The sequence below is a fragment of the Ferdinandcohnia sp. FSL W7-1320 genome, from assembly GCF_038050315.1.
Classification (GTDB): Bacteria; Bacillota; Bacilli; order Bacillales; family Bacillaceae_L; genus Ferdinandcohnia; species Ferdinandcohnia aciditolerans.
The window spans coordinates 4,143,892-4,161,689 of record NZ_JBBPAM010000001.1; the positions used below are offsets into that span (position 1 = coordinate 4,143,892).

Sequence of the window (17,798 nt, forward strand, 5' to 3'; positions counted from 1 at the left end):
GTCTTCGGACATGCAAACGTAAAAACAGCAATGCTGTGTCCGAAGTTGTAGTATCTTCGGACAAGATAACGTAAAAACAGCAATGCTGTGTCCGAAGTTGAACTATCTTCGGACAAGCAATAGTGAAAAATAAGCTACTGTGTCCGAAGTTGTAGTACCTTCGGACATGCAAACGTAAAATCAGCAATGCTGTGTCCGAAGTTGTAGTATCTTCGGACAAGCAAACATAAAATCAGCAATGGGGTGTCCGAAGTTGTAGTATCTTTGGACATGCAAACATAAAATCAGCAATGGGGTGTCCGAAGTTGTAGTATCTTTGGACATGCAAACGTAAAATCAGCAATGCTGTGTCCGAAGTTGAACTATCTTCGGACAAGCAATAGTGAAAAATAAGCTACTGTGTCCGAAGTTGTAGTATCTTCGGACAAGATAACGTAAAATCAGCAATGCTGTGTCCGAAGTTGAACTATCTTCGGACAAGCAAACGTAAAATCAGCAATGCTGTGTCCGAAGTTGAACTATCTTCGGACAAGCAAACGTAAAATCAGCAATGCTGTGTCCGAAGTTGAACTATCTTCGGACAAGCAAACGTAAAATCAGCAATGCTGTGTCCGAAGTTGAACTATCTTCGGACAAGCAAACGTAAAATCAGCAATGCTGTGTCCGAAGTTGAACTATCTTCAGACAAGCAAACGTAAAATCAGCAATGCTGTGTCCGAAGTCGCGACATATGCGAATTTGATTTATTTAAATAAGCATTAAACCTAAATATTATCAATAAAATTAATGCGTGAATTCACGCATTATGATTTACTATTTCACAACTTGAATTGGAACCTTTTTTCAATTAACGGTAGTCCTTTGTTCTGTACGATTATAACAATGACAGCTTATTAGATGATCATTTACCATCCCTGTGGCTTGCATAAATGCGTAGCAAATGGTGGAACCAACAAATTTAAAACCACGCTTTTTTAAATCCTTGCTTAGTTTGTCGCTAATTTCAGTAGTGGTTGGCACGTCACTTAAGGTTTTAAAATGATTTATTATCGGTTTACCACCTACGAATGACCAAATGTATGTATGGAAACTTCCAAACTCTTCTACGACTTTATGAAACGTCCTTGCATTTGTGACAACTGCATTTACTTTAAGCCGATTTCGAACGATTCCTTCGTTGGACAATAATTCGGTAATTTTCTTATCATCATATGTCACAATTTTTTCCGGATCAAAATGATCAAAGGCTTTACGGTAATTTTCTCGCTTTTTTAAAATGGTGTACCAGCTAAGCCCCGCCTGTGCCCCCTCTAAGTTTAAGTATTCAAATAACAAACGGTCATCGTAAACAGGTACACCCCATTCGTGATCGTGGTAATCTATATATATAGGATCATCATTTACCCACCCACATCTTTTCAAAAACTATCCCCACCCTCTATTTCCTTTTAATAAGGATTATACCAGAAGAGTGGGAATAAAGGAGATTCCCCTTTATTCCTTTATTCACCTCCGATTTATTCTTTTATCCCTTCAAGCCATTCTTTATAGCATTCCTTGCATAATGTTTCTTCTCGTTCACCTTCAATATTAACAAATGCAACATAATGAAATCTTTCGTTTTCAAAAGAATCTTGGCAATAAAAACAATTAGTCGTCATTTTTTAACCTCCTATTGAATAATCTTTTTCTTATTTTTATCTATTCGTCAACGGTTTTTTCACGTTAATAATATCCAAATAAAAAAGAGTCAGCATATGCCGACTCTTTTTTTATACTTCTAAATATTTTTCTTTATCGATTCCATTAAAGAAAAAGCTTCGTTGTCCAATTGAAAAAAGCTGTAGTTCATGCATAGCCCTTGTGCAGGCTGTGTAAAAAAGCTTTCTTTCATATTCTCTTCCGTAAACGTCATTTGATGCGTTATAAATAATGACGGCGTCAAACTCGATTCCCTTTGCTAAATACGTTGGTAAAATTAACACACCTTTATCAAATTGATACGTCTCCTGACTCATTAAGCGGACATGTATTTTATCTTGTAATGCCTGAAATGCTTCGTTACTTTCTACGGCAGTTTTACAAATGACCGCAATCGTTTCATGGCCTTTCTCTTGAAGATCTCTAATTTGATTTAGAATTTCGTTGTGAAGTTTATCCTTGGTGTCCACTTCTTTAAGTATCGGAAGCGATCCTGAACGGTTAAAGGCTTGAATGTCCTCTCCGCCAGCGACAATGCCCTTAGAAAACTCAACAATTTCTTTTGTAGAACGGTAGCTTTTTTTCAACTGAATAACTTCATATTTCTCTTCCTCATAAAGCTCTGGAGATAATAATGTTGGTGCATTCATGGAATGTGCATATATCGCTTGATTGTAATCTCCAAGAATAGTCATCCGACAGTTTGGAAATAGCTGCTTTAAATATTCGAATTGGAAAGGAGAATAATCCTGGGCTTCATCAATGAATAAATGACGGATACCAGTATTCGACTTTTTCCCCTCGATTAAGTCCTGTAAATATAAAAATGGGGTTGCATCTTCATAATTTAAATGGTTTTGTTCCAACTGTTTCATGGTGTACGAACAGATTTCGTTCCAATCCTCTGATAATTTTTGTTCATTCACATAAGAAAATAATTGCTTATATAGTCCTTTAATATCAAGATAATCCAATTTTTTAATCGCAATTTTGATAGGTTTAAAATGCTTTCGTACAATTTCCTTAGCGATTAATTTTTCCTCACGTTCATAATCATCAAAGGTATCCTCCGAAAACTCTTGCTTTTTCTGTAATTGCTTAAAGATTTCGAGATGGTCTTCCTTCTCCATTAATTCAGCTTCTTGAAGAACCCAATCCTTTTTACGTTCTTTTCGTTCGAACTTAATAACTTCCTTCATTAACCACTCTGTTACCTTGGTCAATCGATTTGGAATCGAGATGGCTGGGTCCAATGTATAGAAGTATTCTTGAATCGCGTTCTTTGAGATAATTTTTTTTCTGTTAAAAATAATATTTTTAAAAAGAAGTCCTTTTTCGCCAAGTTCTTTTACATAAGAATCGATTAGTTTCATAAACCCAGTGCTTGCTTTTAAGTTTATTGCTTTAAGCCTCACATTATATTCAGATTGATCCATTGCTGTTAATAAATATTCCATTTGGGAAAATGGATCCTCCACATCAAAAAGGGTGCCTAATCGATGCTCGACATATTCTTGGAATGTAGATTGCTGCATGTTCTCTTCCCCAAGTTCCGGCAGAACAGTCGCAACATAGCTGTTGAAAAGAGGATTTGGTGAAAATAGCATGATATTACTTGAGTTAAGCTGTTCACGATAACGATAAAGTAGGTAAGCGACCCTTTGTAATGCAGCTGACGTTTTCCCTGATCCAGCCACACCTTGAACAATTAAATAACGACTTTTTTCATTTCGGATGATTTTATTTTGTTCACGTTGAATAGTGGCAACGATACTTTTCATTTGTGTGTTCGCATTATTACCGAGCACCTCTTGAAGCATTTCATCCCCAATTGTGACACCCGTATCAAACATACTTTTCATCATACTATTTTTGATAATGAATTGACGTTTTAAAGTCATTTCCCCTTGAATTTTTTCAAAATGGGATTCATATTTTGCTGGACCAGGATAATAATCATAATACATACTAGAAATCGGTGCTCTCCAGTCAAATATTAAAAAATCCTCGTCATTTTTGTCTAATAGGGATGCAATCCCAATATATATTTTCTCTTCTTTTGTTTCTCCCTCTTCCCAAAAATCAAATCGGCCAAAATATGGTGAGTCTTTTAGTCTTTCAAGAACTTTGATTTGCTTATGAATCAATCGATGATTTCTTTCACGTTCACCCAATAGTTCGGATTGCTGCTTAATACTTTGAAATGTTTCAATGACGTCATCAGGTTCATCAAGATTGACAGTTACATCTTCCCAAAATGTTTTTCGAAGGTCGACTAGTTCACTTTTTGCGCCGCCCACCTTTGATTCAATGGTTGATTTCTTACTGTCAATGACCTCCAGTACATCTTCAAGTCTGTCTTGTTCCTGAATCCAGTCTGGATTATTTTTTTCCATGAACACCACTCCTCGTATAAGTGAACTTCTGTCTCTACCCTGATATTGATAATAGTTGACAAACAAAAAATATTGTTATAAAATTATAATAGGGTAATTTGAACGCATTTATTTATATCTTTCAAAAAAAGACAGAACAATGACATCATATCATGTCGTTCTGTCTTTTTCAATGTTTTTTCAGTTATTACTCAGGTTACTCTTCATAAAGTCTAAGGTCCTTTTAATGCCTTCTTCATATGGTGTTGCTGGTAGAGGGCCGATTTCCTTCTCATATTTTGAACCATCTAATACCACTGGTTCCTCTGTTAAATACAGCATTTCTACAACTTCTTTCATTTGTTTATCCAAAATCCCTAAGAATTGAATCATTCCCTTTGTTATAGTAGAAACAGATTTTTTATAATGTAAATGACTTCCTGCAATACTAATGATCTTTTCACCAGTGATAACTCCTGCAGCAGGAATATTCCAACTTTGCCCATATGCTTTATCACATATCGCTAGCTCTACAATTGCCTTTGCCCCATCAGGAGTATAAATATATTCCCTTGCATTTTGTTGATTTCCAACGAACATTGCCTTTTTATTTTGAACCATTTTATCGAACGTGTAAGTCAACATCGCATTTACGGCGTTAGGTCCATAAAAATCTGGAAAATGCGCGATAAGTACTGGTACATTTGCTTGAAATGCTATATTACTGAGCTCCACCCTTATCTTTCCTTTTTTTGTATGTGGATTTTTAGGATGCTCTTCATTTACTTTACGAGTAATTCCGCGACCGTATGCATAAATATTATCAACGATTGCAAGCTTGCTATTTGATGATCCAGCAGCTTGAACGACATTTCTCATTAGAATTGGCTGTTTATCATACCATTCACTATACGGTATATTGATCGCATGAAAAATAACATCAATACCTTTCGCCGCATTCATAAGATCTCTCACATCAAAAACATCCCCTGTAACGATTTGTACTTTTTCACTGTTTTTAAATAGCTTCTCTAATTTTTCTTTTGAACGAGCAAAAGCAATTACTTCAATTTCTTTCTCAATCAACTCTTTAACAATCGCATATCCCATTCCACCTGATGCGCCTAATACTAATGCCTTTTTCATCCGAACCCTCTCCTTTTTATTTATTAACCATCGGTCAATAAGGTGTAAAAAATATAGGAAAGTCTTTTACACTTCCCCATTTAATATTGGTTTTAAAATAAATTCAACATGAGACTCCGCTAGTGTTTTCACATCATGATAGGATTGGTTGCTTCTACAATAATGCGTAACAAAACCATGAATCGATAAGAAAATAGACCAAATATCCTGAATGCTCGATTTTTGGTTGCTTAAACTAGAGATTGCATTTGCAAACATTCCATAGCTTTCGAGTGGTTCCTGTTGAATACAGCTTTTTACCTCTTCATCATTAATTAAAAACATTAATTCATATTGGCTTTTATTTGAAAGTCCAAATTCAATATACCCTAATAAAATTTTCTTAACTTTCTCTTCTGGTGGTAAGTTCTGATTCATGATTTGCTGTAAAACACCGTTCAGCATGTCAAAGTCCTGCACAACCATTGCATAAAATAAATCAGCTTTATTTTTAAAATGATAATAAATCGCGCCATGGCTATAATTTAATTTATTTGCAATTTGACGCATTGAAACATGTTGGTAGCCTTTTTGAACAAATAATTCATGGGCAACATCCATTATTTTTTCTCGTGATAATTCCTCTTGAACCTGTTTTCTTGGTGACATTAAAAACAAATCTCCTTTATTAACCACTGTTCAATTATAAATATAGTCCTGTTTTAACCAGATGTCAATCGTTTCCATGCACATTTTTATATAATTGCAATACAATATAAAAGCGGACCCTTTTGAGAGTCCGCCTTCGATTATTCTGCTTTACTTAAAACTTGTTTTTCTTGCTGCTCTTCAGCTTCTTTTGCAGCTTTTTTCTGTTTCATATAACCAATTGCTACAACTGCAGCAACTACGATTAACTCAAAGCCATACTTCACAAAACCATTACTAAAAACTGAACCTAAGAAAGGTTCTGCAACAATCATCTTAGATGCAGTCCAGGCTAATATAGCAGCACCAATTGTAATAATGACCGGGAAACGATCAATTAATTTAATAAATAATGTACTTCCCCAAACCATAATTGGAACTGAAATTATTAGTCCTAACACAACCAGTAAGAAGTTACCGTGAGCAGCACCTGCAACCGCTAATACATTATCAAGACCCATTAGTGCATCAGCAATGATAATCGTACGAATGGCTGCCCAGAAACTGCCAACAGCTTTTATTTCATGGCCTTTGTCATCTGCTAACAGGTTATAAGCAATCCATACAAGAAGTACTCCACCTACTAATCGTAGTCCTGGAATTTCAAGGAGCCACACCACAGCTAAAGTCGCTGCAGCTCTTATGACAATGGCACCTACAGTTCCCCAAATAATTGCTTTCTTCTGTTGTTCTTTTGGTAAATTTCTTGCTGCTAAGCCGATAACAATAGCATTATCCCCCGCTAATACTAAATCAATTGCAATAATAATTAAGAGTGCGGAAAAAAATTCGGCGCTTAAGAATTCCATCAAAAATCTCCCTTCTATTTTTCTTTTATTCTATAAAATTAGGAAATGCCCTTTACTAGAATAAACTACTTGATTATTGCCATACGTTTATCATCAAGACGTTTTTCGATTTTTTCGAGTTCTTTTTTGTCTTTCAAAATCTCTTCTTTGTTCTTTTTAATTAAGTCTTCAATTGACACTGTTTCTATCTTTCTCTTAAGCATTACTCTTCTCACCTCACTACTATTTGTACTAAAAAACAAAAATGACCTTTACCTCATGAGGTAAAGGTCATAAAAATAGACCTCTACCGTAATCTGGTAAAGGTCTTGCTAACAACGTTAGTTGCCAACAAAGCCGAGAGTGGCGACACTCTGAAATGACGACTTTGCTGTAAAAGCTACTCCCCTTTAGGAGAACACTATTCACAATATTTATTATATAATTAATTTTATACAATGTTTATATTTTTGTCAACGATTATCTTATATTTTTTCCGTAAAAGATTTCATCCATTTCTGTAATCAATTTTTCAGCAATCACTAATTCCTCTTCCGGTGTCAGTTTTTCCCTTGTATTACTGAAAAATAAATAGTGTTCCAGGTCAAACTCCTTCAATTTACATTTCGTGTGAAAGATGTTTTCTTGGTACACATTCACATCAATCATGTGATACATTTCCTGTATATCTTCTGGTATATAGTTTTGTATCGAATTTATTTCATGATCAATAAATAGTTTATGTCCTGTCACATCTCTTGTGAATCCGCGAACACGATAATCAATCGTCATCACATCGGTTTCGAACGATTGGATCATATAATTTAATGCTTTTAGAGGGGATATTTCTCCACAGGTTGAAACATCGATGTCCGCCCGAAAAGTGCTAATACCTTCATCTGGATGAGATTCCGGATAGGTATGAACCGTTATATGACTTTTGTCCATTTGTGCAACGACTGATCCTGGTATTGGACCAGGAGATTCTTCAAATACATCCTTTGTTGGATCATTTACTGGTCCCTCTGATACTAAAATTGTTACGCTCGCTCCTTGGGGAACGTAATCCTGCTTTGCGACATTCAAAATATTAGCACCTATAATATCAGCAACATTACTTAGTATCTCGGTTAATCGGTCTGCGTTATAGACATCATCAATATATTCAATATATGCATCTCGTTCTTCTTGAGAACTTGTATAGCAAATATCATACATATTAAAGCTTAGCGATTTCGTAAGATTATTGAAACCATGTAAGTCTAATATCTGGTTCGAATTCATCTCCATATGTTTCATATACTTCTCCCCCTTTTATTATTTTTTCCATATTTTTATATTGGTTGATTCGTGAAAATCTATGCACATTAATGAGATTTTTCATTTTGCGCAAAAAAAAATCCGGCTAAAAAGCCGGACACTGTAACGATATGATCATTTAAAAGGGGGGTATGAAAAAGCTTATCTTTTCCATGTCTTTATCTTACGGTGTAAATATGAACAAACTATGAATAAAGAATTAAGTTTCTATTAAAGTTATAGTAAAGTTAGCTAATTATGATGATGTGAGAGATTTAATGAGATGATCTAAACAACTTTTTGGTTTCTTTCCAACAATTAGATTAATGCCATCGGTATAACCCTCTTCACGCCCACCTAATTCTTCAATTAGTTTGTTACGCCAATACTTAAGCTTATCAGTGTATTCATTGTTTATGGCTAAATTTTTACATTCATTCGGATCTTCTATTAAATCAAATAACTGCTCTTCTCCAGTTTGACTATACCAAATGTATTTTTCCTTACCATTCGTTAGGTAATGATGTGATAAAGAACCATAAGCATGCTCACCATGAATATGCGTTCTCCAATTAGTGGAAGGTTCCTCACACGCCTGTAACACACTTTTTCCGTCTACACTTTCAGGTATCTCAACACCAGCTACATCAAGAAGAGTTGGCATAATATCCCTTATTTCGACAACCTGATTTTTGGTACTATTTTGCTTTAATTTTAATTTATTCCCCGGGTCTGAAAGAATAAATGGAACTTTGGCGCTCCCCTCATAAGGGAGTGCTTTACGATAATAATTATGGTCTCCTAATAACTCCCCATGATCAGAAGCGAATACGATAACTGTATCTTGTAAAACACCATACTCAGCCATTGCATTTAGAAATCTCCCAATTTGATAATCAATATGTGTAATAAGAGCATAATAACCCGCTTGTGCCCTCTTATATCTATTCTTGGGAACATTACCTTTTAATGTGATTGGGTTATATCCCTCTCTTTGAATATCTTCTGTATCAGCCCATTCACCAACAACAGGATCAGGAAGATCCAGTTCTTTGTACATATCATAAAACACTTGCGGTGGATCAAAAGGAGGGTGTGGCCTAACAAATGACATATTCAAAAAAAATGGTTTTGTTGTGTCTCTTCTCCTCAAGAAATCAATTGACTGAGAAACCACCCAATTAGTTGGATGTAATTCTTCAGCAAGATGCCATGGCCTTGCAACTGTTGAGGCATTACAATCCAATCCTAAATCAATTAAATCTACCTGAGAGCCTGCCCGTTCTCTTAACCAGGGTAAATAGTCATCTCCAGTTAGATTAAATGACTCCGACTCAAAATTCTGATATTTAAATCGATTATAATGTAAATAGCCGTCATGCAACACAACATTGTGAAACCCACAAAGATTTCTCGCAGGATAAACATGCATCTTTCCAACACATTGTGTATGATATCCATTTTTCGCTAATTCTCCAGGAAGTGTATGTTCATATTGCCAAGGAACCCGTTCTTGATAACCAACCCTACCGGTTGAGGTTTGAGACATTCCTGTTAGCAACGAGGCTCTAGCAGGAACACAAGTCGGTGTAGCTGAGTAGGCATTTTTAAAAATTACTCCGTTTCTTGCTAGTTGATCAATATTCGGGGTATCAACAACTGGATGATTCAAAATACTTAAGCAATCGCCTCGCATTTGGTCAACCATAATCAATAGGATATTAGGTTTCATCTTTTATCCTCCAAAATAGCTTTCGTTATTACCGCTTCTATAATTACCCCTAATTCAAAAGGGTGGGTTGTTGGTATGAGTAGTTTTAAAAAAACTCATAGTTCGAATTTTTTCTATGAGTTCTTCCTGCATACTCTAAGTTAACTCAGTATAAAAACGGCATCTATCTCCAGGAATGATGGATTTACAAAATTCAACTGGTTTACCAGACAAATCATAGGCCACACGTTCTAATAGTAATGCCGGTAGACCTTCCTTAATTTTAAAATAAGCACTTTCATAATCACGAATTAAGACAGGCTCAAATGCCTCCTTTGCTTTTGTCACTCGAATATTAAATTTCTCTTCAAGCAAATCATAAAGCGAAACTTTACCAATATCCTTTAGGCATTCCATATCAGTAACTAGACTCTTAGGAATATATGATGATTCTAATATAAACGGTTTATCATTTGCACATCGAAGACGCTTTATTTCAACTACTTTTTCCGTTTTTGCTATTTGTAGAGCTTCTCTCACCTTTAGCTTAGGCTCTACAACATCAATTCCAAGGATAATATCCTTCGGATTCATTCCTTTTTCCCTTAACACTTTACTGAAGCTATAAAATCCAGTTAAAGATTGCTCTAGCTTTGGTCTTGCAATAAATGTCCCTTTCCCTTGAGTTCGATACAAAATTCCCTCCTGTACTAACTCTTCAATTGCTTTCCTTGCAGTATTTCGGCTAATATCAAATTGTTCCATCAATTGATTTTCAGAAGGAATTTTATCTCCTACCTTCCACATCCCACTATCAATTGATTCTTTTATTTTTTCTTTTAATTGATGGTAAAGGGGAATAAAACTTTCATGCTGCAAACGGTCCATTCTATTTAATCTGCCTCCTAATAATTATATATACAACTATACCTTATATTAGGATATACTAGAAAATATTTCATCTATTATTCAATACATGAAGTCATTTATCCTACGAGATACTTATTTTTTTAAGCTCCAGTAATTCTTGGCATTGACATAGATTCCTTGCCTAACTCTGCCCAAATATACTTGAATAGGAGCTTTTCCCTGAGTTCTCGATATTCTACATGTTCCCATAAATTACATAATTCATTTGGGTCTTCTAGTAAATCATATAGCTCCCCATAATAGTTATTATAATAAACCGTTAATTTGTAACGTTCATCGACATATGTTTTTAGATGTACCATAGTTGGTTGTGTTCTATACTCACATATGATGTGGTCTCTACATTTTTCCTTCATACCAAACCAGACATCGCTCTGATTTATTCCTGTCATTTGATGCGGTATAGGTATATCGGTTAAACCTAAAAAAGTAGGGGCTAAATCAACTAATGATACCATTGCATTATTTACCACCCCTTTTGGTACCTTTCCAGGGTACCGCACTATAAAAGGAATCTTTATTAGATCTTCATAATGAAAAGCACCCTTATCATGGAGACCATGATGACCAAAAAAATGACCATGATCTGATGTAAATACAACAATAGTGTTATCAGCTATTCCTAATTCATCTAACTTATCAAGTATCTTACCGATATATTTATCCATCATGCTAATCATTCCATAGTATACCGCCATATTTCTTTTGGCATCTGCCTTCGTAACGGAAGTGTGTGATTGAAATCCAATATTCCCAATACCTGTTTCAACATACCTCGAAAAGTCCGGATTTTCCTCTTGTGTCATTTGAAAATGAGGTGGATTATTCTTATGTTCACCCGGCACTACTTCAGGTAATGTCAACTTTTCCGAATTATACATGTTATCCCATGGTTCAGGAACAAGATATGGTGGGTGAGGATCAAAAAAGCTTGCCCATAAAAAGAAATTTTCGTCTTGCTCATGATATTGACTTAGTAAATGGTTAGTCCTTTCGGCAATCCATGAATTATAGTGATATTCCTCTGGTATATCCCATTTGTATGAAATGTTAGGGTCCATATTTCCTGTTGGTGGTAAATAAAAGTCTCTCCAGTTTTTACAGCCCTTTTCTTCTAACCATAGAGCATAATGCTGTCCGACATGTGCTTCATTGGTATGATTTCGAGCTAGCTCAATATGTTCAAAGCCATAAAAGGGACCGTTAAATTCTTTCCAAAAATCTAAGTCCTGCAATACGGGATAAGACTCAAAAGAAGAATATTCTTCAGTTGATTTAAGTGGTTGAAAATGAGCTTTTCCTATTAAGGCAGTTCGATAATTACTCTCCTGAAAATAATCTCCTACCGTCGGAACCTCTTCAGATAATTTTGTACCTAAAGCCCAAGCACCATGCTGACTCGGATATAATCCAGTAATCATCGATGAACGGCTAGGGGTACAAGTAGGGTTCGGGCAATAGGCGCGATTAAATACTGTTCCTTCTTTGACCAACCTATCCAGGTTCGGAGTTGTAATTTCAGTATTAAAAGCACCGATTGTATTATAATGCTGTTGGTCACTTGTAATTAGCAATATATTAGGCTTTGACACAATATCAACTCCTTTTGTAACTTAAATGATTACTATTCAGTTAAAAGCTTAGAAACAATTAACTAAGTTTTGGTTGGTCAGAGAAAGTAACCACACGATTTTTAGTTCCATGTAACTCGAACAAAATAATCTCATTTTCCCCTTCTTTTAACAGCGGTGCCGGAACATAGAGTGTTTTTTGCGGACCAATCTCCCAATACCTTCCAAGGTTGAAACCGTTAATATAAGCAACACCCTTTGTCCATCCTTCAGTATTTATAAAGGTATCTGAAACTTCATTAATATGAAGTGTTCCTTTATAAAATGCAGGAACTTCAGAATAAACTTCATAATCCGTATCAAATGTAAGGCCTGTTAAATCATTTAATGGAAGTGAATGAATTGTCCAATGATATAAAAATTGAGCACCCAATCTGACTCCCTCAGTTATCCCCTTGTAATCTTTTAATTTGGGGCCATAGTTGATCCTCCCCATATTCTCTACTAATATACTTAAAGTAGCGCCTCCATCAGGTATACTTAAGAGTATTTCGGTATCTTCATTCCAGCGCTCAATTACGCCCTTAAATTCACCATCTAAATAGATTAATGCTCTATCATGTACGTCTTGTAAGTTTAATTTTGTCTCAGGTCTAGGACCAGAAACATGAGTAGTATATAAAATAAACCCATAATCTTGTCCAATTTCTTCCATAGTTTCAGGACACGTTTTCGATATTGGGCTGGACAATTGCGGTAGCCCATCAAATAACCGTTTTTGCTGAGTTAAGTGAACTTCTCCATATGCTTTCTTTTTTATAGGTTCTGGTAAGTTAAGTGGTTCTAAGTTAACATATTTAGAGATAACCTCTCGAACCTTAAAGAATTTATCAGTTGGAGTTCCTGATTCATCGATTAGTACATCATAGTCATAACTCGTAATTGTTGGTTCGTACCCTTTCCCATGGTTTGCCCCATTAAAAAAGCCAAAGTTTGTTCCACCGTGGAACATGTAAAAGTTTACGGATGCATTCATTCCTAGCATTCTATCTAATACATCTGCAACATCATCTGCATTCCTTGTATGATGTTCCTCTCCCCAATGGTCAAACCACCCGTTCCAAAACTCCATGCACATTTTGGGGGCATTAGGTTGATATTCCTCTAATTTCGCAAATGACTCTTCAGGTCTTGAGCCAAAATTTGCCGTTTCTAATACCCCAGGAATCATACCACCTTGAAACATGAAATCAGTCGGTCCATCTGAAGTAAACAAGAGTACATCCATCCCCCTAGATGCCATTCCATCACGCAGATACTCTAAATATTTGGTATCGTTTCCGTAGCTGCCATACTCGTTTTCAATTTGCATTGCAATTATAGGTCCTCCATTTGTGCAGAGTAGAGGCTTGAATTTTGGTAATAAAACATCATAATATTCATCCACTCTTTTTAAAAAGGGGGCATGATAACAGCGAAGCCTCATTCCCTGATCCTTCAACAGCCAAGAAGGCAATCCTCCAAACTCCCATTCTGCACAAATATAAGGACTTGGGCGAATTATAACGTATAATCCAATTTCAGCTGCAGTCTCTATAAATTTTACAATATCAGCCTGACCTTCAAATTGAAATTCGCCAGGCTTTGGTTCATGAAAGTTCCAAGGCACATAGGTTTCTACAGTATTAAATCCACAGGCTTTCAACTTAAGCAATCGATCCTTCCAATACTCAGGCACGACACGAAAATAATGAATAGCTCCTGAAATAATCTGAATTGGTTCCCCATTAATCATAAATTGTTCATTCTCAGTAGTTAAAACAGACATTATAACCCTCCACTCTATTTATCCAACTCTGGCGATTCAACTTAATTAAGCATCAACACTTCCATACTTCTGTCCCATGTTTGATAAGTTTTCACTAATAGATTCTTCGCTTTCTCTTCTACGCTCAATGCGTTCAAATAGTTTTAATGATAACACCATTATTAGATAAGCCGGGAGGCTCATGCTAAAGAACGGCAGTAATCCTGGAATCCAAAAAAATAATCTGGATACTATGTAAACGATTAATGCTACTAAAATTGTATGAACTGGATAAGAAATACCTATCATTAGAGAGTATGTAAAATATCGAGAGAGTTTAAGATTGTAATGAACAAAAACTGGAACAATATATATCAAAATAGTAATAAAGAGTAGACTACACAAAATCACCCCAATTAATAGGCAAATTGCTAAAATCCCTTCGGCATATTTCATAATGGATAAGTTTACGTACAATACATAACCCATTATAGAAAGCAAAAATCCTATCAGATTGGATTTCCAGAATTCATTCCGAAACGTCTTCCAAAACTCCTTAAATAAAGAAAAATTTTCTTCCCTCTTCATAACCCATTTACGAGTAGTTGCAAATAAGGCCATAGTTGCTGGCATAATGCCAACAACCAGTAAACCTACAAACGAAAAGAAAATCCATAATAACTGAAGTTGTAAAAGCTTCATGATAAATTCAGAAGTTTTATAAAATCTCCCTACTATTCCATCCATCTCCACGGCCATCTTTCCTTTCCAGCTAAAGAATAGGCAGATTAGATGTCTCCATCTTTCAACCTAACGAACTATTAAATAGTAATCGTTGATTCTTTACTTATCTCAACAACTTTACCACCCGAACGAATTGATTCTGTTGCGGCACATCCTACAGCGACACTCATTCTACCAGCGAAAGGCGTCGTTAATGGTTGCTTATTATTTAACACTAGTTCAATAAAATCCTTGCAAATTTTCGGGTCAGCCCCTCCGTGACTTCCTTGCTCTTTTTTCATATCATACGTAACATTACTGTATTCATGCCAAGAACCGGATTTACGAGTTTTAACGTAAACCTTTCCTCCGACATCATCATTCTCGACTCTACCTTTTGTACCAATAAAGGTATAATTCCTTGAATAATCTGGAGTAAAATGACACTGTAAATACGATGCTTTAATTCCGCCCTCTAGTTCCATAATTAACATATTATTATCTTCCACATCAATTTCTTTTCTGAATGCACACTGTGTTAACGTATGTAAGCTAGCCTCGGGGCAAGTATCTTTTTCAGTACATGTTGGACACGTTAAATGATTAGGCTTATCTCCCCCATAATAATCAAGCCCTCCCATTGCAGAGACTTTTTTCGTATACTTACCAGTAATCCAATGAATAACATCTAAATCATGTGAACCCTTTTGTAGTAATAGTGATGTCGTATTTTGAGATGTTCCATGCCAATCATGATAGTAATAGTATCCACCCAAGCCAACAAAGTGTCTGACCCAGACTGCCTTTAATTCACCAATTACACCAGAATCAACGATACCTTTCATTGTCTGATACATACTCATATATCGCATATTGAAGCCAACCATTAAATGTTTCCCACATTTTTTTGCAGTTTCAATTATTCGATCACAACCCTCTACTGTTATTGCTAGTGGCTTTTCGCAATAAACATGTTTTCCCGCTTCAAGAGCTGCGATAGCATGTTCTTCATGTAAGTAATCTGGAGATAAAACGACGATAGCATCAATATCGTCACGTTTGATTAGTTCTTTATAATCTGTTGTAATATATGCACTTTCATTTATTTTTTCTTGAAAAGCTTTTAACTTTTCAAATGAAATATCCGCTGCGCCAACTACTACAGATTTTCCATTTGGATTGTGAAAATACTTTGCAATTCCACTTCTAAGTCCTGCACCTATAATACCAATTCTGACTTGTTCCATTTGCATTCTCTCCCTAACTATGAGTATTGGAAATCGTATAATTCTTTGTGACATATAACCTGAAATAAAAATCTTTTTCCTCAAATTATCCAAACGTTTTCCCAATAATTAAAATAAGTTTTCTTATGAATAGATTTATATAATGACATTCCCCCAATTTAAAGTCATCGGGGGAATGTACATATTATTTACTTGGGCTTACCCATTCACCTTCAATATTTGCTTCTGTCAGTTGCTGATTAACATCATTAACGACATCTGCTCCACCTTTAGCCATATACTCTTCAACAAACTTATCCCATTCGGAAATTGGTCTTTGACCTGCAACCATTTTTGTAAGTTCATTTGTCGCAAATTCATTTAATTCTGCAATTTTATCATTATAAACCTCAGAGTGAATACGTCCTACTGGGCTTAAATAAAAGTTTGATTCTAATAACATTTCAACCATAAGGGTATTAAATTCTTTTGCTTCAGGAGCCTTAGATTGGATTGCGTAATCTAACATCGATTTTTCTCCTTCAATCCAGCCACCTTGTTTTTGGTTAAAAAGTGCTTGAGGTGCATATTGGCTATAATCCTCTGTTAGTTCAGGTGCACCATCTACCATCGTATAACCTTTTCCTTCTCCACCCATTGTCCAATCAAAATATTCATTATCTGGATTTTGCTCGTCTGCTGGTACATATTGGGTGATATAATCAATCATTTCTAAAATTTTCTCTACTTTTTCTGGGTTGTCTTTTAATTTAGCATTTAACATCCAAACTCTATAGTATCCACTACCCGCTACATATCCTTGTGTACCATCTGGTGCAACAAACGCAGGCATAGCTGCTATTTTTGCATCAGGATTAGATTTTTTTAATGTTGCATAATCAAAGTTAGCAGGTTGTGCACCCTTGTCTTTTCCTGGTTGTTCATACCAGATTCCAACTTTTCCTGCAGTAAAATCTTTGAAGACTTCATTATAAGGTTTTACCGCCCAGTCTTTATCAAGAGCTCCTGCATCGCTTAATTCTTTTAAAGCACTAATTTTCTCTTTACTACCTTCTGAGATTTGGCCAGGAATTAATTTCCCTTCATCATTTTTATGGTACCAGGTATTATTGCTCCAGTAGGCCCCAAATGACGGGTCATATACTAGTCCTTTTGCTAATCCAAGTCCAATCGTATCATCTTTTCCATTACCATCAGGATCCTGTGTTGCAAAAGCAATTGCTACTTCCTTCAGTTCCTCAAAATTTGTTGGCATTTCCAAACCAAGTTTATCAAGCCAGTCTTGACGAATAATTGGTTTTTTTCCACCACTTGCAGGGAAAAACAGTGGAATCGCATAAATATCCCCTTCAACTGTTACAGTATCCCATACCGATTGAGGAATCGCTTTAAGACTTTCATATTTGTCTATGTAATCATTTAATGGTAAGAAAGCACCTTGTTTAGACCACTTTACAAAGTTAACACCAGCAGTCTCATCTCCTATTACATCTGGTAAATCACCTGAAGACATTTTTACCGCAAGCTTATCTGTGTATAAATCAAAAGGAATATATTGCGGTTTGAAATCGATGTCAAATTTTTCATTAACCATTTTAATATTTTCAAAACCTGGCTCAGGAACTGGATTTTCCCATGTACCATCAAACCAAGAGATTGTCAGTTTTCCATCTTTTTTTTCATTTGAAGAGCTTTCATTTGATGAACAAGCTGCTAGTACACCAAGGAGTAAAATAGTAGAACAACATAAAGCAATTATCCGTTTCATTTCAAAACTTCCCCCTTCATCTTTGCGTTTGATTCATAAAATCTT

At 35.5% G+C, this 17,798-nt stretch carries 15 protein-coding genes; all 15 read right to left on the bottom strand.

What is annotated here, in order from left to right:
* Positions 1–843: 843 nt before the first annotated feature.
* The gene (locus NST91_RS20300; RefSeq protein WP_341332596.1) at positions 844–1,422 is read right to left on the bottom strand and encodes a DNA-3-methyladenine glycosylase I; all 579 of its coding nucleotides are present in this window, start codon (positions 1,420–1,422) and stop codon (positions 844–846) included.
* Between the two features lie 95 nt (positions 1,423–1,517).
* Positions 1,518–1,661 carry a hypothetical protein gene (locus NST91_RS20305; protein WP_341332597.1) on the bottom strand — a complete coding sequence of 48 codons (144 nt, stop codon included), beginning with the start codon at positions 1,659–1,661 and terminating at the stop codon, positions 1,518–1,520.
* A gap of 111 nt (positions 1,662–1,772) precedes the next feature.
* Complete coding sequence (gene helD, locus NST91_RS20310; RefSeq protein ID WP_341332598.1) at positions 1,773–4,097, bottom strand: RNA polymerase recycling motor HelD; 2,325 nt, start codon at positions 4,095–4,097, stop codon at positions 1,773–1,775.
* A 180-nt stretch (positions 4,098–4,277) separates the two neighbouring features.
* Complete coding sequence (locus tag NST91_RS20315; RefSeq protein ID WP_341333573.1) at positions 4,278–5,246, bottom strand: SDR family NAD(P)-dependent oxidoreductase; 969 nt, start codon at positions 5,244–5,246, stop codon at positions 4,278–4,280.
* A gap of 42 nt (positions 5,247–5,288) precedes the next feature.
* A complete protein-coding gene (locus NST91_RS20320; RefSeq protein WP_341332599.1) occupies positions 5,289–5,870 on the bottom strand; it encodes a TetR/AcrR family transcriptional regulator in 582 nt (193 codons plus the stop codon).
* Positions 5,871–6,010: 140 nt separating this feature from the next.
* Positions 6,011–6,718: a TerC family protein gene (locus NST91_RS20325; protein WP_341332600.1), complete on the bottom strand. Its 708-nt coding sequence runs from the start codon at positions 6,716–6,718 to the stop codon at positions 6,011–6,013.
* A 65-nt stretch (positions 6,719–6,783) separates the two neighbouring features.
* The gene (locus NST91_RS20330; protein ID WP_341332601.1) at positions 6,784–6,921 is read right to left on the bottom strand and encodes an FbpB family small basic protein; all 138 of its coding nucleotides are present in this window, start codon (positions 6,919–6,921) and stop codon (positions 6,784–6,786) included.
* Between the two features lie 256 nt (positions 6,922–7,177).
* Positions 7,178–7,987 carry an adenosylmethionine decarboxylase gene (gene speD / locus NST91_RS20335; RefSeq protein WP_341333574.1) on the bottom strand — a complete coding sequence of 270 codons (810 nt, stop codon included), beginning with the start codon at positions 7,985–7,987 and terminating at the stop codon, positions 7,178–7,180.
* Positions 7,988–8,252: 265 nt separating this feature from the next.
* Complete coding sequence (locus NST91_RS20340) at positions 8,253–9,728, bottom strand: arylsulfatase (RefSeq protein WP_341332602.1); 1,476 nt, start codon at positions 9,726–9,728, stop codon at positions 8,253–8,255.
* Between the two features lie 135 nt (positions 9,729–9,863).
* On the bottom strand, positions 9,864–10,595 hold the full coding sequence (locus NST91_RS20345) for a UTRA domain-containing protein (RefSeq protein ID WP_121449536.1): 732 nt from the start codon (positions 10,593–10,595) through the stop codon (positions 9,864–9,866).
* 122 nt (positions 10,596–10,717) lie between these two features.
* The gene (locus NST91_RS20350) at positions 10,718–12,232 is read right to left on the bottom strand and encodes a sulfatase family protein (protein ID WP_341333575.1); all 1,515 of its coding nucleotides are present in this window, start codon (positions 12,230–12,232) and stop codon (positions 10,718–10,720) included.
* Between the two features lie 55 nt (positions 12,233–12,287).
* Positions 12,288–14,036, bottom strand: coding sequence for a glycoside hydrolase family 35 protein (locus tag NST91_RS20355; protein WP_341332603.1), 1,749 nt, complete (start codon positions 14,034–14,036; stop codon positions 12,288–12,290).
* Between the two features lie 45 nt (positions 14,037–14,081).
* The gene (locus NST91_RS20360; protein ID WP_341332604.1) at positions 14,082–14,762 is read right to left on the bottom strand and encodes a YesL family protein; all 681 of its coding nucleotides are present in this window, start codon (positions 14,760–14,762) and stop codon (positions 14,082–14,084) included.
* A gap of 74 nt (positions 14,763–14,836) precedes the next feature.
* Positions 14,837–15,985 carry a Gfo/Idh/MocA family oxidoreductase gene (locus tag NST91_RS20365; protein ID WP_121449540.1) on the bottom strand — a complete coding sequence of 383 codons (1,149 nt, stop codon included), beginning with the start codon at positions 15,983–15,985 and terminating at the stop codon, positions 14,837–14,839.
* Between the two features lie 184 nt (positions 15,986–16,169).
* The gene (locus NST91_RS20370) at positions 16,170–17,753 is read right to left on the bottom strand and encodes a type 2 periplasmic-binding domain-containing protein (RefSeq protein WP_341332605.1); all 1,584 of its coding nucleotides are present in this window, start codon (positions 17,751–17,753) and stop codon (positions 16,170–16,172) included.
* Between the last annotated feature and the right edge of the window lie 45 nt (positions 17,754–17,798).